The sequence below is a fragment of the Curtobacterium sp. AC273 genome (genome assembly GCF_979253735.1).
Genome location: NZ_CEEDDU010000008.1, coordinates 263017 through 284058 on the forward strand (window position 1 = coordinate 263017; position 21042 = coordinate 284058).

Below are 21042 nucleotides of genomic sequence, written 5' to 3' on the forward strand. Positions count from 1 at the left end.
GCCGGGACTCCGGGTGTCCCGGCGGCGGTCCCTGGCCGGCGTCCGCCGGTCGGGTCGTCCACTCGACGAGGAGTGACATGAAGAAGACGATGAAGTTCGGGATCGTCGCGGCACTCGCCGCGATGGTCGTCGCACCGATGGTGCCGACCGCGGCCACCGCGGCGCCGTCACCCACGGGGCTCGCCCACGGGGCCGGCGCCCACCACGGTGTGGGGCACGGCAAGCAGCCGCACGCAGCTACCGACGAAGTCCGGTCCGACGAGCATCGCGTACGTCGAGGTGAACAACGACGAACTCGCGAACGTCGGCCGGTACACCCTGGCGAACGGCGCCAACGCGTTCGACGTCGCGATCATCTTCGCGGCGAACATCAACTGGGACGGGACGAAGGCCGTTCTCGCCAACAACGAGAACGTGCAGCGCACCCTCGACCAGGCGGCCACGCAGATCCGCCCGCTGCAGGCCAAGGGCATCAAGGTGTCGCTGTCGGTGCTCGGCAACCACCAGGGTGCGGGGATCGCGAACTTCCCGACCCAGGCCGCTGCCGAGGACTTCGCGGCCCAGGTCTCGGCCACCGTGTCGAAGTACGGTCTCGACGGCGTCGACCTCGACGACGAGTACTCCGACTACGGCGTGAACGGCACCCCGCAGCCGAACCAGCAGTCCATCGGATGGCTCATCAGCGCCCTCCGTGCCGACATGCCGGGGAAGCTCATCTCGTTCTACGACATCGGCCCGGCCTCGTCCGCGCTCTCGACGTCGAGCAGCACCATCGGCTCGAAGCTCGACTACGCCTGGAACCCGTACTACGGCACCTACTCGGCGCCGTCGATCCCGGGGCTCGACAAGTCGAAGCTCTCCGCTGCTGCGGTCGACATCCAGAACACCCCGCAGGCGACGGCGGTGTCGCTTCGCTTCGCGGACGGTCGCCGACGGCTACGGCGTGTTCATGACGTACAACCTGCCGGGAGGTGACGAGTCCGCCTACGTCTCGTCCTTCACGCAACGTGCTGTGTACGGGCAGGCCGCGACGTACCGCTGACGTCGCGTCCCAGCGGCGGCTCGCGCCCTGCGTCTCCTGGCTCAGGCCTGGAGGCGCGGGGGGCGCTTCCGTCCCGCCGGTCGCGACCGCCGTTCCTCAACAGGGGCGGCGTCGGTCCTGGGTCTCCACAACGCTGCGGGACGTACCCGACCGCGACGTCGCTCCTCCCTACCGTCGAACGGGTGGAGGGGAGGTGGCGATGGTCGAACCGACCCACGACATCCGCAGAAGGAGATCGAGCAGGTCATGCGCACCGCCGAAGCGCGCGGATGGCGTTTCGCGAAGGGGAGGAAGTACTACAAGGCGTACTGCCCGTGCGGGGAACCCTTGCACACGGTCCACATGACGCCCTCGAACCCCTGGTACGTTGTGCATCTGATGTATCGGTTGAGGCGCTTGAGTTGCTGGGACAGGAGAACGCCATGACGAAGTACCTCGTACGCCTGGAGTGCGCGGCTGCGCTCGACGAACCGGGCGACATCGCCGCCGACTTCGACGCCGTCGCGGATGCACTCTTCGATCTCGACGACGTGCACGACCAAGACCTGGCTGTCGATCTGGAGACCCGAACGCTGACCTTCACGATCCGGTGTCGTCGCCGACGACGAGTTCGGGGCGCTCGACCGTGCCCTCGGCGCCGTGCGAACGGCTCTGCACGCTGCGGGTCGGGGGACGCCCGGTTGGGAGCGGCACTACCGGATGCTGCGCCAAGAGGTCGAAGAGGAGCCGATCGGAGCCGTCTGACCGGCCGTACTGATCGCCGCGCCGTACGATCGCGGCGTGGAGATCGAGTTCGACGGCGAGGTGATCGAGTGGCGCGGGCCGGCGCCGTACTTCTACGCCGTCGTGCCGCCCGACGCCGCCGAGGTCATCCACGAACTCGCCCCGTTCCTGACCTACGGCTGGGGCGTGATCCCGGCCCGAGTGACGATCGGCAGCGTGCCGTGGACGACCTCGCTCTTCCCGAAGGACGGCGGGTACCTCGTGCCGCTCCGGGCCGCCGAACGACGTCGTGCCGGGGTGGAGCTCGGTGATGCTCCCCGCGTCCTCCTGACACTCGGCGACGTGTAGCCCGTGCGTGCCCGGAGAGCTTCGGTCGCGCTGTGGGTGGCCGCGTGCGCCGGGCTCGTGCACGCCGCATGGAGTGCGTACTGGGCGGTCGGCGGCCGGTTCCTGCTCGACACCGTCGGCGCCTGGGCCGTCGAGCTCGGACGGATCGATCCACTGCGTTCGGGCATCGTGCTCGGAGCGATCGCCGTCGTGAAGGCCGTCGCCGCGCTGCTCCCGGTCGCGATCGTGCGCAACCGCCTGCCGGCGGTCCGGTGGTGGCGGGCGGTCTGCTGGGCCGGCGGAGCGTTCCTGGTGGTGTACGGCGGGCTGAACGTCGTCGTGTCCTCCGCGGTGCTCGTCGGCGTGCTTCGGCCTGCGGACGGCTACGACGCGTCGGCCATGATCGGGCACGCGCTGCTGTGGGACCCGCTGTTCGTCGTGTGAGGCGCTGCGCTCCTCGTCGCGCTGGCAGCGTCGAGGTCTGCGCCGAGGAGGAGGATGGCAGCATGACCAGGTACGCGATCGACGCCGCCGTCGCGCTGCGGATCGTCCGCGGCGAGCTCGAGGTACCGGCGGCCGACCACCTGGTGGGGCCGGCCGTGCTCCGCCCGCACGTGATGGCCGAGCTCTACCGGCAGGTCCGCGCCGGGGAACTCGACGAGCCGCAGGGCAGGGCGCAGCTCGACGGCCTCGCGGGACTGCGTGTCCGGCTGCTCGGGGACCGGGTGTCGCGGGGGACGGCGTGGAAGGTCGCGACGCGGCTCGGCTGGGACGATGTCGGGCCGGCGGAGTACTTGGCGGTCGCGGTGCTGCAGGCCGACACCCTCGTGACCGACGACCCGCTCCTGACCGCGGCGGCGACCGACATGGTCGCGCGCCCCGTCGTCCACCTTGGCTCGCACCCCCTGACGCAGCCCGGCGAAAGGCCACCGCCCGCAAAGCGTCGATGCCGTCCGGACGATCGAACTGACGACCTCGCGCGAAGCGCCCATGGCCGGCACAGCGAAGCGCCACCGCCCAACGACATCCGGACGACAGACCGACGACGCGGCGCGAAGCGCCCGGCGGCCGGCACAGCGAAGCGCCACCGCCGGATGGCCTCCGGACGATCGAACGGACGACCTCGCGCGAAGCGCGTATCGGCCCAGAGGGGATGACGGGAATCGAACCCGCGTAGCCAGTTTGGAAGACTGGGGCTCTACCATTGAGCTACATCCCCGCGCCTGCGCACCAGGCGCAGCCCCATCATCGTAGCGGACGAACGAGCATCGACCATGTCAGGGCGCGTCATCCCGAAGCCGGACGGGTCTGCCGAGCGCACGATCCAGCGGTCGCGGGTCCTCTCGTACGTCCTGGTGGTCCTCGCGGCGGTGGTGTTCTCGCTGCGTCCGGAACTGTTCGGGGACCCGCAGACGCAGCCGGCGCACGCGCTCCTGCACGGGTGGCGGATCGTCGCCGGCATCGTGCTCGGGGTGGCGGCCCTCGCGGTGCAGGTCGTCGTCGGCGTGCAGTGGCGGGCGGGCCGCGACGCGGGGCAGACGCCGACGCCGGAGTGGGCAGTGGCGTCGGCCCTGACACTGGCGGGGAACCTCCCGGGAACCGAGCACCAGGGGACCGCTAGACTCATCGGCGTCCCGTGCGCCTCGCGGCGTGCTCGGACCCCTGGCCCAGTCAAACGGGGCGTAGCTCAGCTTGGTAGAGCGCCCGCTTTGGGAGCGGGAGGTCGCTGTGTTCAAATCCTGTCGCCCCGACCAGGTCTTCGAGAACCACCGACCACACGAACGTCAACCAACAGGAGAACATCCCTTGGCCACCAGCACCGTCGACAAGGTGAGCGACACCCGCGTCAAGCTCACCGTGAACGTGACGCCGGACGATCTCAAGCCGAGCATCGACCACGCGTACAAGCACATCGCCGAGCAGATCAACATCCCCGGCTTCCGCAAGGGCAAGGTCCCGCCGGCGATCGTCGACCAGCGTGTCGGCCGTGGCGAGGTCCTGAACCACGCCGTCGGCGACGCGATCGACAACTTCTACCGCCAGGCGGTGGAGGAGCAGGAACTGCGCATCCTCGGTCGTGCCGAGGCCGACGTGGCCGAGCTCCCGAACGTCAACGACTTCACGGGTGACCTCGTCCTCACGTTCGAGGTGGACGTCCGTCCGAGTTCGACCTGCCGGACTACAGCTCGTACGAGCTCACCGTCGACGCCGTCGAGGTGTCGACGAGGAGATCGAAGAGAACCTGCGACCTCCGCACCCCGCTTCGGCACGCTCGTGACGGTCGACCGTCCGGCGACCACGGGCGACTTCGCGCAGATCGACCTCACCGCGACCATCGGTGACGACGAGGTCGACTCGGCCAACGGCGTCTCGTACGAGCTCGGTTCGGGCGACCTGCTCGAGGGCATCGACGAGGCGCTCGAGTCGCTGACCGCCGGCGAGTCCACCACCTTCGAGTCGAAGCTCGTCGGTGGCGACCGCGAGGGCGAGATCGCCCAGATCGCCGTGACCGTCACCGCCGTCAAGGAGCGCGAGCATCCCCGAGGCCGACGACGAGTTCGCGCAGATCGCGAGCCAGTTCGACACGATCGACGAGCTCAAGGCGGACCTCAAGGAGCAGATCGCGAAGTCCAAGACCTTCGGTCAGGGCGCCGCGGCTCGCGACAAGCTCGTCGAGAAGCTCACCGAGGACGTGAACATCCCGATCTCGGAGAAGCTCATCGAGGACGAGGTGCACCGTCACCTCGAGCAGGAGAACCGCCTCGAGGACGACGAGCACCGCAAGGAGGTCTCGGAGTCCAGCGAGAAGGCCTTCCGTTCGCAGATCCTCCTCGACTCGATCGCCGAGAAGGAAGAGATCCAGGTCTCGCAGGAAGAGCTCACCCAGTACCTCATCCAGGCTGCTGCGCAGTACGGCATGGAGCCGGGCGAGTTCATCAAGGTGATCGACCAGAACGGCCAGATCCCCGGCATGGTCGGCGAGGTCGCCCGCTCGAAGGCGGTCGCGACCGTCCTCTCGAAGGTGACCGTCAAGGACACCAACGGTGACGACGTGGACCTGTCCGCCTTCACGGCGGGCGTCGCGCAGACCCCGGCGGAGGACGCCGAGTAGTCGCGTTCCCACCCTTCTGACTGGAGGCGCGGTGCCAGCTGGCGCGCGCCTCGCAGTCCGTTTCAGGCCACCCGCATTGCCGTCAGCGAACAGACGCGAAGTGGTGCGTTGCAACCGATAAGTTCGACATCAAGCGACAACTGAACGGGAGCTTTTCCATGGCCGAAGCAACACTGAACCCCAGTGTTTTTGACCGCCTTCTGAGAGACCGGATCGTGTGGCTCGGCTCCGAGGTCCGCGACGACAACTCGAACGAGATCGCAGCCAAGCTGCTGATGCTCGCCGCCGAGGACCTGGAGAAGGACATCTACCTCTACATCAACTCGCCCGGTGGTTCGATCACCGCCGGCATGGCGATCTACGACACGATGCAGTTCGTGCCGAACGACATCGTCACGGTGGGCATCGGCCTCGCCGCGTCGATGGGGCAGTTCCTGCTCTCGTCCGGCACGCCCGGCAAGCGCTACATCACCCCGAACGCCCGTGTGCTGCTGCGCAGCCGTCCGGTGGGGCTTCGGCGGCACCGCTGCCGACATCCAGACGCAGGCGAAGGTCATTCTCGACATGAAGCAGAGGATGGCGGAGCTCACTGCGGAGCAGACCGGCAAGTCGATCGAGCAGGTGCTCAAGGACAACGACCGCGACAACTGGTTCACGGCGCAGGAAGCCCTCGAGTACGGCTTCGTCGACCACCTCCGTGCATCGTCCACCGAGGTCATCGGCGGTGGTGGGACCGTCGCCGACGGCGAGACCCAGACCGACGCGGCCGAGCCCGACGCCCAGTCCTGACCCGACCCACCGAAGAAAAGGAAACGAGAATGCATCTCCCCATGCTCGGTGGCGCGCAGAACGTCCCGGCCCCCACTGATCGGTACATCCTGCCGAGCTTCGAAGAGCGCACGGCCTACGGCTACAAGCGGCAGGACCCGTACGCGAAGCTGTTCGAGGACCGCATCGTGTTCCTCGGCGTCCAGGTCGACGACGCTTCGGCGGACGACGTCATGGCGCAGCTCCTCGTGCTCGAGTCGATGGACCCCGACCGCGACATCGTCATGTACATCAACTCGCCCGGTGGCTCGTTCACCGCGATGACGGCGATCTACGACACGATGCAGTACATCCGTCCGCAGATCCAGACGGTCTGCCTCGGTCAGGCTGCCTCCGGCCGCGTCGGTGCTCCTCGCCGCCGGTACGCCCGGCAAGCGTCTGGCCCTGCCGAACGCCCGTGTGCTCATCCACCAGCCCGCCGTCCAGCAGGGTGGCGGCCAGGCGTCGGACATCGAGATCCAGGCGGCGGAGATCCTCCGCATGCGCACCTGGCTCGAGGAGACGCTGTCCGAAGCACTCGAACCGCACGCCGGAGCAGGTCAACAGCGACATCGAGCGCGACAAGATCATGTCCGCCGAAGAGGCGCTCGAGTACGGCCTGATCGACCAGGTCCTCACGAGCCGCAAGAACCTGCCGGCACTCGTCAAGTAAGACCGACGACCCGCACGAGAAGGGCCCCGCACCGATCGGTGCGGGCCCTTCTCGCGCGCTCGGCACGTCCGGCGCTGTCAGTCCTGGTCGGGCTCGTCGTCGGCTGCCGGAGCGGGCTTCCGTCGGAGCAGGAGGAGCACGGCGACGACCACGCCGACGAGGACAGACCCCGCCGGCGCCGATCCAGAGCGCGTCGGACGACGCGGAGTCGGTGTTGCCGGACGCCGTCCCCGTGGTCGCGCTCGTGGCCCCGTCGTCGGCGGTGTCGGTCGCGCACACCGGCGGCTTCGTCGTCCCCGCGGCGGGCGGTGAACCCGGCCGGGGCGTCCCACGTGAACGTGTACTCGTCGGACACTGTGTGCCCGTCGGCGGAGATGATCTGCCACTCGACGGTGTACTTGCCGGAGTCACCGAGCGCGGCCTTCGTCGTCATGGACGGGCCGTCCACGGCGAGGCAGCCGTCCTCGTAGTACGCCGTCCGGCCCGACGATCCGGTACGCGAACCCGGAGTCCGAGCCGCCGATGTCGAGCAGCTTGTCGTTCGTCGTGATCTCGAACGCCTTCGGCAGCTCGGTCAGGGTGCCGTCGACCTTCGGCGTCGAGGCGATCATGTAGTTGTGCGCGCTGGCCGGGCCGGCGAGCCCGAGGACCGCACCACCGGCGATGGCGAGCGTCGCGGCGGCGCCGGCCACGAGCCTCCAGGCCCGCGACCGGCCACCTGCGTGACGCTCGACGCTCTGTGTCACTTGCTGGCGCTCCGACGGCGCATGCCGGCGACGGCGACGACCAGGGCGACCGCGCCGAGGACCAGGCCGCCGAGGCCGAGGAAGCGACCGACCAGGTCGGGGTCGCTCGAAGCGGTCGTTTCCGTGCCGGCCGCCTCGGCCGTCGGGGTGGCGGCGATGGGGTCGCCGTCGTCATCCGTGGCCTCGGCCGCGGTCAGGGTGATCGAGGGTGCCGGGTGCTCGGGCTCGGCCTTGCCGGCCTTCTGCTCCTGGTTCCACTCGACGGTGCCCTTCTCGCGGGTCTGCAGGGCCGGGAACTCGACGAGGTCGCCCGCCTTGCCGTCGGGCAGCGAGAACGACAGCTGGAAGGTGTCGCGCTCGTCGGCGGGGAGCGGCGTCTTCGCCGTGTAGGTGACGCTCGTAACGCGCTCGCCGGCGTCCTCGGCGGACTCGTCGTCCGACGCGGCGGACGGGCTGGTGTACTTCGCGGTCGCCTTCGTGATGGTCCAGTTCGGGTTCACGGTCGGCGTGACCTCGATGACCGACTCCGGCACCTGGAACTCGATCTTCGTGGTGGGAGCCGTCGCAGCCGTGCCGGACCGAGAACGTGGCCGTGGTGTACGAGTTCGCGGCGGTCGAGGTCGCGGTGGCCGAGACGTGGGCGCTGGCCATGCCGGCGGTGCCGAGGACGATGGCAGCGGTGACGCCGAGGGTCGCGGTGCTGACGACGGCGAGACGCTTGGACATGGGGTTCCTTCCGGGGCGGCACTTCTACAAGTTGTAGAGGAATCGAGGACACGCTAGCAGGATCGAACGCCCTGGGCGAACGGGGTGGCCGATTGCGGCTCGGCGTCGCAGCCGGTGTCGCCGGTTGCGATTAGGCTCGTGGACAGTCGGGCAGGTCGTCGGCCTGCACCCATCAGGCAGACGATCAGGTCTGCATCGGTCAACCAGGAGGGCACCGACATGGCACGCATCGGAGAGAGCGCCGACCTGCTGAAGTGCTCCTTCTGCGGCAAGAGCCAGAAGCAGGTCCAGCAGCTCATCGCCGGTCCCGGCGTGGCACATCTGCGACGAGTGCGTCGAGCTGTGCAACGAGATCATCGAGGAACGACTGGCCGAAGCCGGCGAGGACACCGCGAGCGGTGACTTCGAACTGCCGAAGCCGCGCGAGATCTTCGACTTCCTGCAGGAGTACGTCATCCCGGGCAGGACCCGGCGAAGCGTTCGCTGGCCGTGGCCGTCTACAACCACTACAAGCGGATCCGGGCGCAGGGGCAGATCACCGCTGCCGAAGACCGCGACGACGTCGAGATCGCGAAGTCGAACATCCTGCTGATCGGCCCGACCGGCTGCGGCAAGACGTACCTCGCGCAGACGCTGGCGAAGCGCCTCAACGTGCCGTTCGCCGTCGCGGATGCCACCGCCCTGACCGAGGCCGGCTACGTCGGCGAGGACGTCGAGAACATCCTCCTCAAGCTCATCCAGGCCGCCGACTACGACGTCAAGCGTGCCGAGACCGGCATCATCTACATCGACGAGGTCGACAAGATCGCGCGCAAGGCGAGAGAACCCGTCGATCACGCGTGACGTCTCCGGCGAGGGCGTGCAGCAGGCGCTGCTCAAGATCCTCGAGGGGACGGTCGCCTCGGTCCGCCGCAGGGCGGTCGGAAGCACCCGCACCAGGAGTTCATCCAGATCGACACGACGAACGTGCTGTTCATCGTGGCGGGGGCGTTCGCCGGACTCGAGGACATCGTGTCGTCGCGCGTCGGCAAGCGGGGGATCGGCTTCGGTGCTCCGCTGCACAGCCCGCTCGACCAGCAGGACCTCTACGCCGACGTCCTGCCGGAGGACCTGCACAAGTTCGGGCTCATCCCGGAGTTCATCGGTCGTCTGCCCGTCGTCACCACGGTGTCGCAGCTCGACCAGTCCGCGCTCATGCGGATCCTGACCGAGCCGAAGAACGCGCTCGTCAAGCAGTACCAGCGCATGTTCCAGATCGACGGGGTCGAGCTCGAGTTCGACCAGGGCGCACTCGAGGCCATCGCCGACCTCGCCGTGCTGCGCCAGACCGGCGCCCGCGGGCTCCGGGCGATCCTCGAAGAGGTGCTCGGGCCGGTCATGTTCGACGTGCCGTCGGATGACGACGTCGCGCGCGTGGTCATCACCCGCGAGTCGGTGCTCGAGAACGCCGCGCCGACGATCGTGCCGCGTCCGCGGGCGAAGCGGGTCGAGAAGTCGGCGTAGTCCGTCCGCCAGCGTCGAAGGGCCCGCACGTGTGTGCGGGCCGCTTTCGCGTGCGGGCGGGGCTGGCGCGGCCGGTCGGCCGGACGCTCTGCACAACGAAAGTCACCCCGAACCGCGCGATCGCGTGGTTCGGGGTGGCCTCGGCCGCGCGCCCGGCGGGGCTACTCGAGCCCGCGGCGGCGCAGCAGCGGCCCGACCTCGGCGTCACGCCCACGGAAGTCGCGGTACGCCTCGAGCGGGTCCTTCGCCCCGCCGACGCCGAGCAGGCGCGACGCGAAGCGCGCTCCGGCCTCGCGCGAGAGTCCGCCGTGCTCGCGGAACCACTCCACGGTGTCGGCGTCGAGCACCTCGGACCAGATGTAGCCGTAGTACCCGGCGTCGTACCCGCCCGAGAACGCGTGTGCGCGAAGTACGTCGACGAGTACCGCGGCGGCACGGCCTCGACCGCGATGCCGGCGGACGCGAGGGCGTCCCGCTCGAAGTCCTCGACGGAGGTCACCGCGGCGGCCTCGGCGGAGGACAGCCGGTGCCACGCCTGGTCGAGCAGTGCGGCGGCGAGGTACTCGGTCGTGCCGAAGCCCTCGTTGAAGCCGGCGGAGTCGCTCAGCCCGAGGACGAGCTCGGGCGGCAGCGGCTCACCGGTCTCGTGGTGCTTGGCGTAGTTCGCCAGGACGGACGGCCACGACACCCACATCTCGTTCACCTGCGACGGGAACTCGACGAAGTCCCGCTCGACGTTGGTGCCGGAGAACCGCGGGTAGGTCGTGCGGGCGATGAGGCCGTGCAGCGCGTGCTCGAACTCGTGGAAGAGCGTCTCGACCTCGTCCTGGATGAGGAGCGTCGGCGACCCCGCTGCGGGCTTCGCCACGTTGAGGTTGTTGACGACCACCGGCAGCGTGCCGAGCAGCGCGGACTGCTTGACGACCGGGTTCATCCACGCACCGCCGCGCTTCCCGTCGCGGGTGTAGAGGTCGAGCAGGTACAGACCGACCTCGGCGCCGTCCTCGTCGCGCACCTCGAAGACCCGGACCTCGTCGTTGTACCCGTGCAGGTCGTCGCGTTCGGTGAAGGTCAGGCCGTAGAGCTCGCCGGCGGCGTGGAAGACCCCGTCACGGAGGACCCGGTCGGCCTCGAAGTACGGCCGCAGCGCGGAGCTGTCGGCGGCGAACTGCTCGCCGCGCAGGAGTTCGGTGGCGTAGGCCCAGTCCCACGCCTCGACGTCGAACCCGACGACCCGTGACCGGACGGCCCGCTCGTCGTCGGCGTTCGCCGCGGCCGCCGGCACCAGGGACGACAGCAGCCCGTCGACGGCTTCGGGGGTCTTCGCGGTCTCGTCGGCGGTGACCACCGCGGCGTGGTTCGGGAACCCGGGGAGTTCGGCGCGCTCGGCCCGGAGTCGGACGATGCGCAGCAGCACGTCGCGGTTGTCGTGCTCGTTGCCACGGCGACCACGGGAGAGCGACGCGCGCATGATCCGCTCGCGCAGGCCGCGGTCGGCGAGCGACGCCAGCCACGGGTGGCCCGTGTAGAGCGGCAGCGTGATGAGCCAGCCGTCGAGCTCGCGGTCGGCTGCGGCACCGGCGGCAGCGGACTTCGCGCCGTCGTCGAGGCCCTCGAGCTCGGCCTCGTCGGTGACGTGCACGGCGAGGTCGTTGGTGTCCTCGAGCAGGTTCCGCTCGAACGTGGTGGTGAGCGTCGAGAGCTCCTGGTTGATTGCGGTGAGACGTTCCTTGCCGGCGTCGTCGAGCCCGGCGCCGCGAGGGTCATCTCGGTGTACGTCCGCTCGACCAGCCGGCGGTCCTCGTCGCTGAGGTCGGTCCGCTCGTCGAGCGTGGACCGGACCGCTGCGATCCGGTCGTACAGGCGACTGTCGAGGGTGATCGCGTCGCGGTGCGCGGCGAGGAGCGGGAGACCTCGGCCTCGAGGTCGTGCAGCTCCGACGTCGAGTCCGCCGAGGACAGCGTGAAGAACACGTGGCTCACGCGGGCGAGCGACTGCCCGGTGCGCTCGAGGGCGACGAGGGTGTTCTCGAACGTCGGTGTCTCGGCGGAGGCGGCGATCGCCTCGACCTCGGCACGCTGCTCGGCCATGCCGGCCTCGAACGCCGGTCGGTAGTGCTCGAGCCGCACGTCACGGAACGGCGGGAGGGAGTAGGGAGAGGTGCTCGAACGTCGAACGGGGCCGCCATCTCACCACTCTCTACGGATCTGGAGGCGCGGGAAGGCCCCGCCCAGGCTCTCAGTCCGTCGCGGGGTGCGTTCCTTCTCCACTCGCGACCGGACCGGAATGCGGAATCGGGCGTACCTGGTGGGAGGATCCGCCGGGTACGCTCCGATCTGACCGGGTAGCCCTGGTTTCGCCGGCTCAGTGCGCTCGCTGCGGCGATCAGGGTCTCGGCTGCGCGACGGGCGTGCACGGCCGGCTCCGTCGTGCCGGCGATGGCCGCCGTGGTCTGCGCGCCCTCGGCGAGGAGTGCGAGCTGGGCGGCGAGCCCCTCGGCCCGGGCGGAGTCGGCGACCGCGTCGGCGGTGAGTTGCTGCACGAAGCGCTGGAAGGAGTCCTTGTGGTCGCGGGCGATCTCGGCGACGGCGGTGACGTCGCGCCGAGCTCGCCGAAGGCGTTGATGAACCCGCAGCCGCGGAAGGTGTCGTCGCCGAACCACGACTCGAGGAAGTCGTACATCGCCAGGAGCTTGTCGCGCGGGGTCGAGGCGCCGCGACCGTGCCGTGCACGCCGCGCTCCAGAGGTCGTGGCGGCCGGCGAGCACCGCGGCGATGAGCTGTTCCTTGCCCGGGAACGCCGCGTAGAGCTTGAGCGAGACGCCGGCACCGGTGCGGATCTCGTCCATGCCGACGGACTGGATGCCGCGCGCGTAGAAGAGCTGGTCGGCGACGTCGACGATGTGGGCCCGGACCTCCGGGTCGACGGTGCCGGTCGAGATCGTGCCGGTCGGGATCGTGCTGGTGGCCATGTGCGTCCCTCGTTCCTCGCGTGTTCACCATCCCCGACTTGCGCTGGGGAACGAACGTTCTCTAGTGTAGTGGACATCGACCGAGAACGATCGTTCTCCGCCAGGTCGAACGGCCGCAGGGCCGCCTTCAGGGAAGGAACCACCATGGGAACCATCACCGTCGGGACCGAGAACAGCGTCGACATCGACCTGCACTACGAGGACAAGGGCCTCCGGGCAGCCGATCGTGCTGATCCACGGCTTCCCCCTCGACGGCAACTCGTGGGAGGGCCAGACCCCGGCCCTGCTCGAGCGCCGGCTACCGCGTGATCGACGTACGACCGCCGCGGCTTCGGGCAGTCCTTCGTGCATGAGCACCGGCTACGACTACGACACCTTCGCCGACGACCTGCACACCGTCCTCGAGACGCTCGACCTGCACGACGTGATCCTCGTCGGCTTCTCGATGGGCACCGGTGAGATCGCCCGTTACATCGGCTGTCATGGTGAGGACCTGATCGCGAAGGTCGCCTTCCTCGCCTCGCTCGAGCCGTTCCTGGCGATCACGGACGACAACCTCGACGGTGCCGGCCTGATGTCGTTCTTCGAGGGCATCGCCGCCGACGTCGAGAAGGACCGGTACGCGTACTTCACGAACTTCTACCAGGACTTCTTCAACCTGTCGGAGAACCTCGGCTCGCGCATCTCGGAGGAGCAGGTCCGCAACGCGTGGAACGTCGCCGCCGGCTCGGTGCGATCGCGTCCGCCGCGGCGCCGCTGACCTGGCCGACGGACTTCCGTCAGGACATCCCGAAGGTCACCGTCCCGGCGCTCATCGTGCACGGCACGGCGGACAACATCCTGCCGATCGACGCCACCGGCCGCCGCTTCACGAAGGCGCTGCCGGCCGCGGAGTACGTCGAGATCGAGGGTGCGCCCCACGGCCTGCTGACCACGCACACCGCCGAGGTCAACGAGGCCCTGTTCACCTGGCTCGCCCGGTCCTGATCCCCGGACGAGTGCGTCTGGTTCACCCGGCCCTGGATTCCCGTGACACTGTCGAGGGAACAGAAACGCCGGGTCCGATCTCGGACCCGACGTTTTCTGCTCCCCACAACGGGATGCTGCGCTCGGGGCTGACGTGCGGAAGCCCTGCGGCGGCGCTAGTCCTCTTCCGCGGCGTCGTCCGGGTTGGTCACCCAGCGCGCGGCCGGCGTCGTCGAGGTGGATCGGGATCGTGCCGTCGTCGAGGGCGACCATCGGCTTGCCCTCGAGGAAGGTCATGTCCAGCCCCATCCGGTCGTGTCGACGGCCTCGGTCGCGAGTTCGGCCTCGACCTCACGCACGGCGACGACCACCGCCTCGGGGAGTTGCCCGGTGCCTCCGCACCCACGTTCCAGCGTCTGCCCAACTGCATCCGTGCCTCCAGTCCGTCTGCTGCTTCCTGCTGCTCAGCCAACTCGATCTCGGTCACCGCGAGCTCCGCGCCGTCCGTGAACGACAGGTTCTCGATGGCGGGCTGACGGCCGCCAGGTCGACCGCCGCACGCTCGATGAGCGCGCGCGTCCCGGCCGGAGCCGCGACGACGGCGCGCGGCGACGGGCGTCTTCTGGGACGCCTTCGCCGCGGTCTTCGCGCCACGGATCCTCGATGAGCGCCTGACTCTACTTGGGCGGCCAGCAGCAGGCCCGTCGGCTCGGCCTGGGTGGGCAGCTCGGCCACGGTCGGCCAGGAGGCGCGGTGCACGCCGGTCTCGTGGGTCCAGGCCCAATACTTCCTCCGTCGCGAACGGCAGGAACGGCGCGAGCAGGCGCAGGAGCGCGGTCAGCGAGGATCGCGGCGCGGAGCGCGAGGACCGCGCTCGCCTGCGCCCCAGTGCGGGGTCGACTCGGTCGCGGTGCTGTATGCAGCGCTCCTTGACGAGTTCGAGGTAGTCGTCGCAGAACGTCCGGAGGAAGAAGCGCTCGGTGACCTCGAGCGCGCGGGCGTAGTCGAAGCCGTCGAAGGCCGCGGTCGCCTGCTCGATGACCGTGCCGAGCTCGGCGAGCACGTCCACGTCGAGCGGCTCGGTGACGCTGGTCGCGCCCTCGGGCAGCGGGAAGCCGTAGACGAACTTGGCGGCGTTGAGGACCTTGATCGCCAGATGACGGCCGACCTTGATCTGCTTCGGGTTCTGCGGGTCGAACGCCGCGTCGGTGCCGAGCTTCTCGACGAGGCCGCCCAGGTAGCGGACCGTGTCGGCGCCGGTGCGTTGCTCGAGGATCGACAGCGGCGTGACCACGTTGCCCTTCGACTTCGACATCTTCTTGCGGTCGGGGTCGACGATGAAGCCGGAGATGGACGCGTGCTTCCAGGGCGCCGTGTCCGCTTCGAAGCTGGCCGCGGAGCACGGTGGTGAACAGCCACGTGAGGATGATGTTCTGCGCCTGCGGGCTGACGTCGTACGGGTAGACGAGGCCGCAGAGCTCGGCGTCGGTCTCCCACTTGCCCGCGAGCTGCGGGGTCAGGGACGAGGTCGCCCAGGTGTCCATGACGTCGAGCTCGCCCTGGAAGCCGCCGGGGACGCCGCGCTGGTCCTCGCTGTAGCCGGGGGCCGGCTCGGACGCCGGGTCGACGGGCAGTTGGGCCTCGGTCGGGACGATCGGCTGGTCGTACACCGGCTAGCGGTCGGCGTCGAGCGGGTACCAGACGGGCAGCGGCCGTCGAAGAAGGCGCTGGCGCGAGATGAGCCAGTCGCCGGAGAGGCCGCCGACCCAGTTGTCGCTAGCGCACGCGCATGAAGTCCGGGTGGAAGGCGACTCTCCTCGCCGCGCTTCCGGAGCGTGTCCTTGAGCTGCTCGTCGCGGGCGCCGTTGACGATGCGGGCCAGCCTGGGCGGTGGAGACGATCTTGAGCGGCTTGTCGCCCTTCTCGAAGAACTTCACCGGGTGGTTGATCGTCTTCACGTCGCCGACCAGGTCGCCGGACTCGGTGAGGGCGTCCACGACGACCTTCTTCGCCGAGAACACGGTCTTGCCGGCCATCTCGGCGCGCTTGGCCTGGCGCTGGCCTCGGACTCGATCCACGCGGGCTCGTCGGAGCGGACGCGGCCGTCGAAGCCGATGATCGCGCGGTTCGGCAGTTGCTGCTCGCGCCACCACACGACGTCGGTGGTGTCGCCGAACGTGCAGACCATCGCGATGCCGGCGCCCTTGTCCTTCTGCGCCAGGTGGTGTGCGAGCACGGGCACCTCGACGTCGAACAGGGGGAGCGGACCGTGCTGCCGAAGAGGTCCTGGAAGCGATCGTCGTCCGGGTGCGCGACGAGGGCGACGGCGGGCGGCGGTGAGTTCGGGGCGGGTGGTCTGGATGACGACGTCGTCGCCAAAGCCGTCGGTACGGTGGAAGGCGATGCCGTGGTGGTCGCGCCGGGCAGGTCTTCCTTGTCCTCGAGCTCGGCCTGCGCCACGGCGGTGCGGAAGGTGACGTCCCAGAGCGTCGGGGCGTCGGCCTGGTAGGCCTCGCCGCGCTCGAGGTTGCGGAGGAAGGCGCGGGCGCTCGCCCGCGAGGTGTCGCTCGATGGTGCGGTACGACTGGGTCCAGTCGACGGACAGGCCGAGCGTGCGGAAGAGGTGCTCGAACTGCTGCTCGTCCTGCACGGTCAGGCGTGGCGGCTCGCACAGCTCGATGCCGAAGTTGTGGCGGGACACCGGGATCTGGTCGGCGGCCTTCGACGACTAGCCGTCGCCGCCCTCGAACGGCGGGACGAACGTGCCGTCGTAGGGGAGCTGCGGGTCGCAGCGGACGCCGCAGTAGTTCTGCACGCGGCGCTCGGTGGGGAGACTGTTGTCGTCCCAGCCCATCGGGTAGAACACGTGCTTGCCGCGCATGCGCTCGTACCGCGCCTTGAGGTCGGTGTGCGTGTACGAGAACACGTGGTCGATGTGCAGCGAACCGGAGGCGGTCGGCGGCGGGGTGTCGATCGAGTAGACGTTGCTGCGGTCGCCGGCCGCTGCACGGTCGAAGCGGTAGGTGCCGTCCTGCTCCCAGACGGGGCCCCCAGACGTCTTCGAGCCTCGTCCACCGTGGGCTTGGTCGTGGCTTCGTCATGGCTGTGCCTTCCGTTCGCTGTGTGCGGCACCGAGTCCGTGATGAGGTGCTCTGAATGTCGCGCGCACGCTGCACGCGGTGCCACCAATCGTAGCGGCTCGAGCGCGCGCGAGCAGGTCGCCGGTGGGCTCGCGCTAGGCACACCGGACTGTCGGACACGCCGGTGGCCTGGTAGTCTGTCGGAGTTTGTCCGGCGAGCGCGGAGTTCGCTGTGAGCTGCAACGTCGCCGTCCGCCGGACGCCCGAAGGACGCACCGCACACCGGAGGAACGACTTGGCACCGAACAACGCACCCCACACGCACGGCGATCGGCCGGTGCGCATTCGAAGGGCGCGGCGAAGCGCGCTCGTCGCGATCTGACGAAGGACGACGCCACCGTCGTCGAGGAGTCGTTGCTCAAGCGTGCCGTCGCGGCTGCCGCGCTCGGCAACGCGATGGAGTGGTTCGACCTCGGCATCTTCGCCTACCTGACGTCATCACCATCTCGCAGGTGTTCCTGCCGCAGGAGCGACCCCGCCGCGAACATCGTCGCGACGTTCGGCTTCTTCGCCGCCGCCTTCATCGTGCGCCCGATCGGCGGCGCCGTCTTCGGCCCGATCGGCGACAAGATCGGCCGCCAGAAGGTCCTCGCGCTGACGATGATCCTGATGGCCGCCGGCACGCTCATGATCGGCCTGATCCCGTCCTACGACTCGATCGGCTTCTGGGCCCCGGTCCTGCTGCTCGGTCGCCCGCTTCGTGCAGGGCTTCTCGACCGGTGGTGAGTACGGCGGCGCCGCGACGTTCATCGCCGAGTACTCGCCCGACAAGCGCCGCGGGTTCATGGGCTCGTGGCTCGAGTTCGGCACCCTCGCCGGCTACGTGCTCGGCGCGTCGATCGTCACCGGTTTGCAGTTCGGCCTCTCCGAGGACGCCCTCCTCAGCTGGGGCTGGCGCATCCCGTTCATCATCGCGGGCCCGCTCGGCCTGATCGGCCTCTACCTTCCGGCTGAAGCTCGAGGAGACCCCGGCGTTCCAGAAGCAGCAGGAGCAGGCCGCCGAGCGCGAGGGGCAGAAGACGCCGTTCCTCAAGCTCTTCGCGGAGAACTGGCGCTCGCTCATCATCTGCATCGGCCTGGTCCTCGTGTTCAACGTGACCGACTACATGCTGCTGTCGTACATGCCGACCTACCTCGAGCAGAACCTCGGCCAGAACGCCACGTTCGGCCTCATCCTCATCGTCGTCGTGATGCTGCTCATGATGGTCGTCATCGGCTCCGGCGGCCGGCTGTCCGACAAGTTCGGCCGTCGCCCCGTGCTCGCCGCGGGCTGCATCGGTTTCATCCTGCTGTCGTGGCCGGCCCTGAAGCTCGTCCAGACCGGCGATGGGCGTGGGGGTCTTCGCCGGCCTGCTCATCCTCGGCGTGGTCCTGGTGACCTTCACGTCGACGATGCCCTCGACGCTGCCGGCGCTGTTCCCGACGATCATCCGCTACGGCGGGCCCTCGCGATCGCGTTCAACGTGTCGGTGTCGCTCCCTCGGTGGCATCGACGCCGCCGCGACCTCCGCGCTCATCAACGCCGCGAAGGACCGCGGCTCGCGGGCCGAGGACATCCCCGGCGTTCTACCTGATGCTCGCGGCCGTGATCGGCCTCGTCGCGGTGTACTTCACCAAGCGATGACCGCCGCGTCGCCGCTGATGGGCTCCGGCCCGACGGTCGGCTCGGAGGACGAGGTCGCCGGGCTCATCGAGGACTTTCGCTACAACGACCCTGATGCTCGACCTCGCGCAGTCGGACTCAGGCGAAGGACTTCTCGACGAGCGAGATCCCGATCATCACGGCCGACGCCGCGAAGAAGGAGCACGCGGACTCCTAGCCCGCGGCACCGCCGCTGCTTCGCGCTCAGCGACACGTCACGGCCGGTTGGTCGCGTGATGTGTCGCTGGGCGCGAAACTGCGTCGGGACGGGACTGCCGTCAGGCCGCGCCGGCCTCGCCTCAGGCCGCGGTCCGGCCGCGAGCCGCTCGGCCGCACGCAGCAACCGCGCCGTCACTGCGTGCGCAGGTCGGTCGAAGACCTGTGCGGCCGGTCCCTGCTCCACCACGCGGCCCTCGTGCACGACGAGCACGTCGTCGGCCACCCGGCGCACGGCCTGCAGGTCGTGCGACACGAAGACCATCGCCACACCGGTCTCGTCCCGCAGCCGCTCCAGCAGCGTCAGCACGGCGTCCTGCACGGTCGCGTCGAGTGCCGTGACGGGTTCGTCGAGCACGATCACTCCTCCGGGTCCGTCGCCAGCGCATCAAGCGATCGCGAGCCGCCGCCGCTGCCCGCCGGACAGCGTGCGCGGGCGATCGGCGGCGCAGGATCAGGTCGAGCCCGACCTGCGGCGAGCGCGGCGGTCGACCCGCGCGCCGAGGTCACCGCCCGCCGAGCGTTCGCCGCCGCCGGTGAACGCGTCGGCGAGCACCCGCTCGACACTCCACCGCTCGTCGAAGGTCGCGCCGGGGTCCGGCACGACGGCGCGGCCATCCGGTGGCGTCGTCGGGGCTGACGGTCGCGTTCGTCGAGCGGCACCCACGGCTCGCCGTCGAGGGTGACCGTGCCGGTGTCCGGCGTCTCGAGGCCGAGCAGCATCCGCGCGATCGTGGTCTTGCCGGAGCCGGACGCCCCGATCACCCCGAGCACCCGGCCGCGGGCGAGCGCGAACGACACGTCGGTGACGGCGGGGACGCCCTCGAACGCGCGGGCGAGCCCCGACGCGGCCAGGACCGCCCCGGCACCTGGACGACCCGGTCCCGGCACGCCGCCGACCCGGTCCCGGCCGCCGCTGCCGCCCCCGCGCCCGCCGCCGCGGTCCCACGCGACGCCGCCCGCACCAGCGCCCGTGTGCCTCGTGCTGCGGGGCAGCGAACACCGCCGCGACCGGTCCCTCCTCCACGACGCGTCCCTCGTGCATGACCACGACACGGTCCGCCCACCCCGCGACGAGCCCCAGGTCGTGCGTGATCACCAGCAGCCCGGCCCCGCCCGCCTGCGCCGCACGGAGCTGCTCCATCACGGTGACGGCCACCCCGGCGTCGAGCGCCGTCGTGGGTTCGTCCGCCACGACGAGCTCCGGGACGACACGTGGCGGCCGCGATGAGCGCACGTTGCCGCATCCCGCCCGACAGCGTGCCGGCGAGCCGTCCGTCGGTCGCGATCGCGGGGTCGAGCCCGACCGCCTCGAGCGCGGCGCGGACCGCGTCCACCCGGGCGATGGCGTCATGTGGGTGTGCAGGCGCAGTGCGTCGGCGACCTCGCGCCCGACGGGACGCAGCGGGTCCAACGCGCCCAGCGCCTCCTGGCCGACGTAGCCGACCCGTGCGCCGCGCACGCGACGCCACCGCCGATCGCTGAACGCGCGGACGTCGAGCCTGGCGACGGTGAGGTGGTCGACGCGCACCGAGGACCCGGGCGCGGAGAGCCCGAGTGAGGCGCGGGCGGTCACGGTCTTGCCGGAGCCGGAGGCGCCGACGAGCGCGACGCACTCTCCGGACTCCACCCGCAGGCCGACGTCGTGCACGAGCGGCGTGCCACCGACGGCGACGGAGAGGCCGTGCAGGTCGAGCGCGGTCATCGGAGGGCTCCCGTCCGTCGGAGGGCTCGGCCGAGCACGGTCACCGCGGTCGCGAGCACGACGATCGCCAGGCCGGGGAAGGTGCTCATCCACGGGGCCGTCCAGGTAGGTGCGGCCGTCGGCGAGCATCGCGCCCCACTCCGGGGCCGGCGGCGTGCCGACGCCGAGGTAGCTGAGGGCGGAGGCCCACACGATCGCCTGCCCGACGCCCAGCGTCCCGACGGCGACGACGGGCCAGAGCGCGGTGGGCAGCACGTGGCGGACCACGATGGTCGCGGGGAGCGGCCCATCACGACGGCGGTCTCGACGACCTGCGAGCCCGCGCACCGCGCACCAGGCCGCGCACGATCCGGGCGTACCCGGGTGCGGTCGCGAACCCGACGGCGAGCATCGCCGGCACCGGGCCGGGACCGGTGACCGCGATGACGACGAGCGCGACGAGCAGCAGCGGGAGCGCGAACGCCACCTCGGTGATGCGCCCGACGACGGCGTCGACGACCCGCCCGCCGAGTCCGGCGACGACGCCGAGGACCACCCCGATCCCGCCGCCGACCAGGGTCGCGACGACCCCCACGACGAGCGATGCCCGGTACCGGCGACGACCCGCGCGAGGACGTCACGCCCCGACTCGTCCGTGCCGAACGGCTGGCCCACGACGGCGCCCGGAGTGCCTGGGCGGGGTGCACGGCGAGCGGGTCCCCACCGCCGAGCAGCGCCGGCCAGACCGCCGCGACGACCGCGAC

22 protein-coding genes, 2 tRNA genes and 10 pseudogenes are annotated in these 21042 nt (G+C 70.2%); 19 read left to right on the forward strand and 15 right to left on the reverse strand.

Features of this window, described 5'->3' with window-relative positions:
• Positions 1-207: 207 nt before the first annotated feature.
• On the forward strand, positions 208-975 hold the full coding sequence (locus ACZ8AI_RS14415; RefSeq protein ID WP_464858764.1) for an endo-beta-N-acetylglucosaminidase H: 768 nt from the start codon (positions 208-210) through the stop codon (positions 973-975).
• 363 nt (positions 976-1338) lie between these two features.
• Here ACZ8AI_RS14415 and ACZ8AI_RS14420 read toward each other — a convergent pair whose 3' ends face one another.
• Positions 1339-1578 (reverse strand): hypothetical protein, encoded by a 240-nt coding sequence (locus tag ACZ8AI_RS14420; RefSeq protein ID WP_464858765.1) that lies wholly within the window; start codon positions 1576-1578, stop codon positions 1339-1341.
• Positions 1579-1822: 244 nt separating this feature from the next.
• Between ACZ8AI_RS14420 and ACZ8AI_RS14425 the strand changes: the two genes are divergently transcribed.
• The 3 genes from ACZ8AI_RS14425 (at position 1823) to ACZ8AI_RS14435 (ending at position 3249) form a co-directional block, all read left to right on the forward strand.
• Positions 1823-2113: a DUF1905 domain-containing protein gene (locus ACZ8AI_RS14425; RefSeq protein ID WP_464858766.1), complete on the forward strand. Its 291-nt coding sequence runs from the start codon at positions 1823-1825 to the stop codon at positions 2111-2113.
• 36 nt (positions 2114-2149) lie between these two features.
• Entirely contained in the window at positions 2150-2536 is a 387-nt protein-coding gene (locus ACZ8AI_RS14430) for a DUF3995 domain-containing protein (protein ID WP_464858767.1), read from the forward strand.
• A 62-nt stretch (positions 2537-2598) separates the two neighbouring features.
• A complete protein-coding gene (locus ACZ8AI_RS14435; protein ID WP_464858768.1) occupies positions 2599-3249 on the forward strand; it encodes a hypothetical protein in 651 nt (216 codons plus the stop codon).
• Here ACZ8AI_RS14435 and ACZ8AI_RS14440 read toward each other — a convergent pair.
• Positions 3241-3311 (reverse strand) — tRNA-Gly (locus ACZ8AI_RS14440). The genes ACZ8AI_RS14435 and ACZ8AI_RS14440 overlap by 9 nt on opposite strands.
• A 457-nt stretch (positions 3312-3768) precedes the next feature.
• Between ACZ8AI_RS14440 and ACZ8AI_RS14445 the strand changes: the two genes are divergently transcribed.
• The 4 genes and pseudogenes from ACZ8AI_RS14445 (at position 3769) to ACZ8AI_RS14460 (ending at position 6684) form a co-directional block, all read left to right on the forward strand.
• Positions 3769-3846, forward strand: a tRNA-Pro gene (locus ACZ8AI_RS14445).
• Between the two features lie 52 nt (positions 3847-3898).
• A pseudogene (gene tig, locus ACZ8AI_RS14450) lies at positions 3899-5195 on the forward strand (trigger factor); the annotation flags it as partial.
• Between the two features lie 167 nt (positions 5196-5362).
• Positions 5363-5993: pseudogene (locus tag ACZ8AI_RS14455) on the forward strand (ATP-dependent Clp protease proteolytic subunit).
• Positions 5994-6022: 29 nt separating this feature from the next.
• Positions 6023-6684: pseudogene (locus ACZ8AI_RS14460) on the forward strand (ATP-dependent Clp protease proteolytic subunit).
• Here the strand turns inward: ACZ8AI_RS14460 and ACZ8AI_RS14465 are convergent.
• The 3 genes and pseudogenes from ACZ8AI_RS14465 to ACZ8AI_RS14475 all read right to left on the reverse strand — a co-directional run.
• Positions 6677-7117, reverse strand: a complete 441-nt coding sequence (locus ACZ8AI_RS14465) for a copper resistance protein CopC (RefSeq protein WP_464858769.1) — start codon at positions 7115-7117, stop codon at positions 6677-6679. The pseudogene ACZ8AI_RS14460 and the gene ACZ8AI_RS14465 sit on opposite strands and share 8 nt — an antisense overlap.
• A complete protein-coding gene (locus ACZ8AI_RS14470; RefSeq protein WP_464858770.1) occupies positions 7092-7376 on the reverse strand; it encodes a hypothetical protein in 285 nt (94 codons plus the stop codon). The genes ACZ8AI_RS14465 and ACZ8AI_RS14470 overlap by 26 nt, the downstream gene beginning before the upstream one ends.
• A 50-nt stretch (positions 7377-7426) precedes the next feature.
• A pseudogene (locus ACZ8AI_RS14475) lies at positions 7427-7984 on the reverse strand (YcnI family copper-binding membrane protein); the annotation flags it as partial.
• 41 nt (positions 7985-8025) lie between these two features.
• On the opposite strand from ACZ8AI_RS14475, the gene ACZ8AI_RS14480 reads away from it, so the two are divergent.
• The 4 genes and pseudogenes from ACZ8AI_RS14480 (at position 8026) to ACZ8AI_RS14495 (ending at position 9659) form a co-directional block, all read left to right on the forward strand.
• On the forward strand, positions 8026-8193 hold the full coding sequence (locus ACZ8AI_RS14480) for a hypothetical protein (protein WP_464858771.1): 168 nt from the start codon (positions 8026-8028) through the stop codon (positions 8191-8193).
• 182 nt (positions 8194-8375) lie between these two features.
• The gene (locus ACZ8AI_RS14485) at positions 8376-8558 is read left to right on the forward strand and encodes a ClpX C4-type zinc finger protein (protein WP_464858772.1); all 183 of its coding nucleotides are present in this window, start codon (positions 8376-8378) and stop codon (positions 8556-8558) included.
• Between the two features lie 87 nt (positions 8559-8645).
• Positions 8646-9302 (forward strand): annotated as a pseudogene (locus ACZ8AI_RS14490) (AAA family ATPase); the annotation flags it as partial.
• Positions 9303-9323: 21 nt separating this feature from the next.
• Complete coding sequence (locus ACZ8AI_RS14495) at positions 9324-9659, forward strand: Clp protease (RefSeq protein ID WP_464858810.1); 336 nt, start codon at positions 9324-9326, stop codon at positions 9657-9659.
• 161 nt (positions 9660-9820) lie between these two features.
• Here ACZ8AI_RS14495 and ACZ8AI_RS14500 read toward each other — a convergent pair.
• Positions 9821-11749, reverse strand: a pseudogene (locus ACZ8AI_RS14500) (M3 family metallopeptidase).
• Positions 11638-12630, reverse strand: coding sequence for a TetR/AcrR family transcriptional regulator (locus ACZ8AI_RS14505; RefSeq protein ID WP_464858773.1), 993 nt, complete (start codon positions 12628-12630; stop codon positions 11638-11640). Before ACZ8AI_RS14505 ends, ACZ8AI_RS14500 begins: the two are co-directional and overlap by 112 nt.
• Before the next feature lie 144 nt (positions 12631-12774).
• Here ACZ8AI_RS14505 and ACZ8AI_RS14510 point away from each other — a divergent pair, with 144 nt between their 5' ends.
• The 3 genes from ACZ8AI_RS14510 to ACZ8AI_RS14520 are packed head-to-tail and all read left to right on the forward strand — an operon-like array spanning position 12775 to position 13617.
• Positions 12775-12939: a hypothetical protein gene (locus tag ACZ8AI_RS14510; protein WP_464858774.1), complete on the forward strand. Its 165-nt coding sequence runs from the start codon at positions 12775-12777 to the stop codon at positions 12937-12939.
• Entirely contained in the window at positions 12863-13390 is a 528-nt protein-coding gene (locus ACZ8AI_RS14515) for an alpha/beta fold hydrolase (RefSeq protein WP_464858811.1), read from the forward strand. The genes ACZ8AI_RS14510 and ACZ8AI_RS14515 overlap by 77 nt, the downstream gene beginning before the upstream one ends.
• Positions 13339-13617 carry an alpha/beta fold hydrolase gene (locus tag ACZ8AI_RS14520; RefSeq protein WP_464858775.1) on the forward strand — a complete coding sequence of 93 codons (279 nt, stop codon included), beginning with the start codon at positions 13339-13341 and terminating at the stop codon, positions 13615-13617. Before ACZ8AI_RS14515 ends, ACZ8AI_RS14520 begins: the two co-directional genes overlap by 52 nt.
• Before the next feature lie 187 nt (positions 13618-13804).
• On the opposite strand, the gene ACZ8AI_RS14525 is transcribed toward ACZ8AI_RS14520, so the two are convergent.
• From ACZ8AI_RS14525 to ACZ8AI_RS14540, 4 genes and pseudogenes are all read right to left on the reverse strand, one after another.
• Complete coding sequence (locus ACZ8AI_RS14525; RefSeq protein ID WP_464858812.1) at positions 13805-14947, reverse strand: class I tRNA ligase family protein; 1143 nt, start codon at positions 14945-14947, stop codon at positions 13805-13807.
• 322 nt (positions 14948-15269) lie between these two features.
• Positions 15270-15593 (reverse strand): hypothetical protein, encoded by a 324-nt coding sequence (locus ACZ8AI_RS14530; RefSeq protein WP_464858776.1) that lies wholly within the window; start codon positions 15591-15593, stop codon positions 15270-15272.
• Positions 15551-16297 carry a hypothetical protein gene (locus ACZ8AI_RS14535; RefSeq protein WP_464858777.1) on the reverse strand — a complete coding sequence of 249 codons (747 nt, stop codon included), beginning with the start codon at positions 16295-16297 and terminating at the stop codon, positions 15551-15553. Before ACZ8AI_RS14535 ends, ACZ8AI_RS14530 begins: the two co-directional genes overlap by 43 nt.
• A gap of 27 nt (positions 16298-16324) precedes the next feature.
• A pseudogene (locus ACZ8AI_RS14540) lies at positions 16325-16579 on the reverse strand (class I tRNA ligase family protein); the annotation flags it as partial.
• Between the two features lie 511 nt (positions 16580-17090).
• Between ACZ8AI_RS14540 and ACZ8AI_RS14545 the strand changes: the two are divergent.
• The 4 genes and pseudogenes from ACZ8AI_RS14545 to ACZ8AI_RS14560 all read left to right on the forward strand — a co-directional run bounded on the left by ACZ8AI_RS14545 (position 17091) and on the right by ACZ8AI_RS14560 (position 18360).
• Entirely contained in the window at positions 17091-17462 is a 372-nt protein-coding gene (locus ACZ8AI_RS14545; RefSeq protein WP_464858778.1) for an MFS transporter, read from the forward strand.
• A pseudogene (locus tag ACZ8AI_RS14550) lies at positions 17437-17640 on the forward strand (MFS transporter); the annotation flags it as partial. The gene ACZ8AI_RS14545 and the pseudogene ACZ8AI_RS14550, both read left to right, overlap by 26 nt.
• A gap of 46 nt (positions 17641-17686) precedes the next feature.
• A pseudogene (locus tag ACZ8AI_RS14555) lies at positions 17687-17980 on the forward strand (MFS transporter); the annotation flags it as partial.
• A gap of 239 nt (positions 17981-18219) precedes the next feature.
• On the forward strand, positions 18220-18360 hold the full coding sequence (locus ACZ8AI_RS14560; protein ID WP_464858779.1) for a hypothetical protein: 141 nt from the start codon (positions 18220-18222) through the stop codon (positions 18358-18360).
• A 79-nt stretch (positions 18361-18439) separates the two neighbouring features.
• Here the strand turns inward: ACZ8AI_RS14560 and ACZ8AI_RS14565 are convergent, their stop codons facing one another.
• From ACZ8AI_RS14565 to ACZ8AI_RS14580, 4 genes and pseudogenes are all read right to left on the reverse strand, one after another.
• Complete coding sequence (locus ACZ8AI_RS14565) at positions 18440-18952, reverse strand: hypothetical protein (RefSeq protein ID WP_464858780.1); 513 nt, start codon at positions 18950-18952, stop codon at positions 18440-18442.
• Between the two features lie 2 nt (positions 18953-18954).
• On the reverse strand, positions 18955-19650 hold the full coding sequence (locus tag ACZ8AI_RS14570; RefSeq protein ID WP_464858813.1) for an ATP-binding cassette domain-containing protein: 696 nt from the start codon (positions 19648-19650) through the stop codon (positions 18955-18957).
• A gap of 382 nt (positions 19651-20032) precedes the next feature.
• Positions 20033-20428, reverse strand: a pseudogene (locus ACZ8AI_RS14575) (ATP-binding cassette domain-containing protein); the annotation flags it as partial.
• A gap of 160 nt (positions 20429-20588) precedes the next feature.
• Complete coding sequence (locus ACZ8AI_RS14580; RefSeq protein ID WP_464858781.1) at positions 20589-20873, reverse strand: ABC transporter permease subunit; 285 nt, start codon at positions 20871-20873, stop codon at positions 20589-20591.
• Positions 20874-21042 lie beyond the last annotated feature (169 nt).

Excerpts from the sequence above, each read along its gene's own strand:
- ACZ8AI_RS14485 (WP_464858772.1), top strand. The coding sequence starts at position 8,376 with ATGGCACGCATCGGAGAGAGCGCCGACCTGCTGAAGTGCTCCTTCTGC.
- ACZ8AI_RS14435 (WP_464858768.1), top strand. The coding sequence starts at position 2,599 with ATGACCAGGTACGCGATCGACGCCGCCGTCGCGCTGCGGATCGTCCGC.
- ACZ8AI_RS14505 (WP_464858773.1), bottom strand. The coding sequence starts at position 12,630 with ATGGCCACCAGCACGATCCCGACCGGCACGATCTCGACCGGCACCGTC.
- ACZ8AI_RS14510 (WP_464858774.1), top strand. The coding sequence starts at position 12,775 with ATGGGAACCATCACCGTCGGGACCGAGAACAGCGTCGACATCGACCTG.
- ACZ8AI_RS14465 (WP_464858769.1), bottom strand. The coding sequence starts at position 7,117 with ATGACGACGAAGGCCGCGCTCGGTGACTCCGGCAAGTACACCGTCGAG.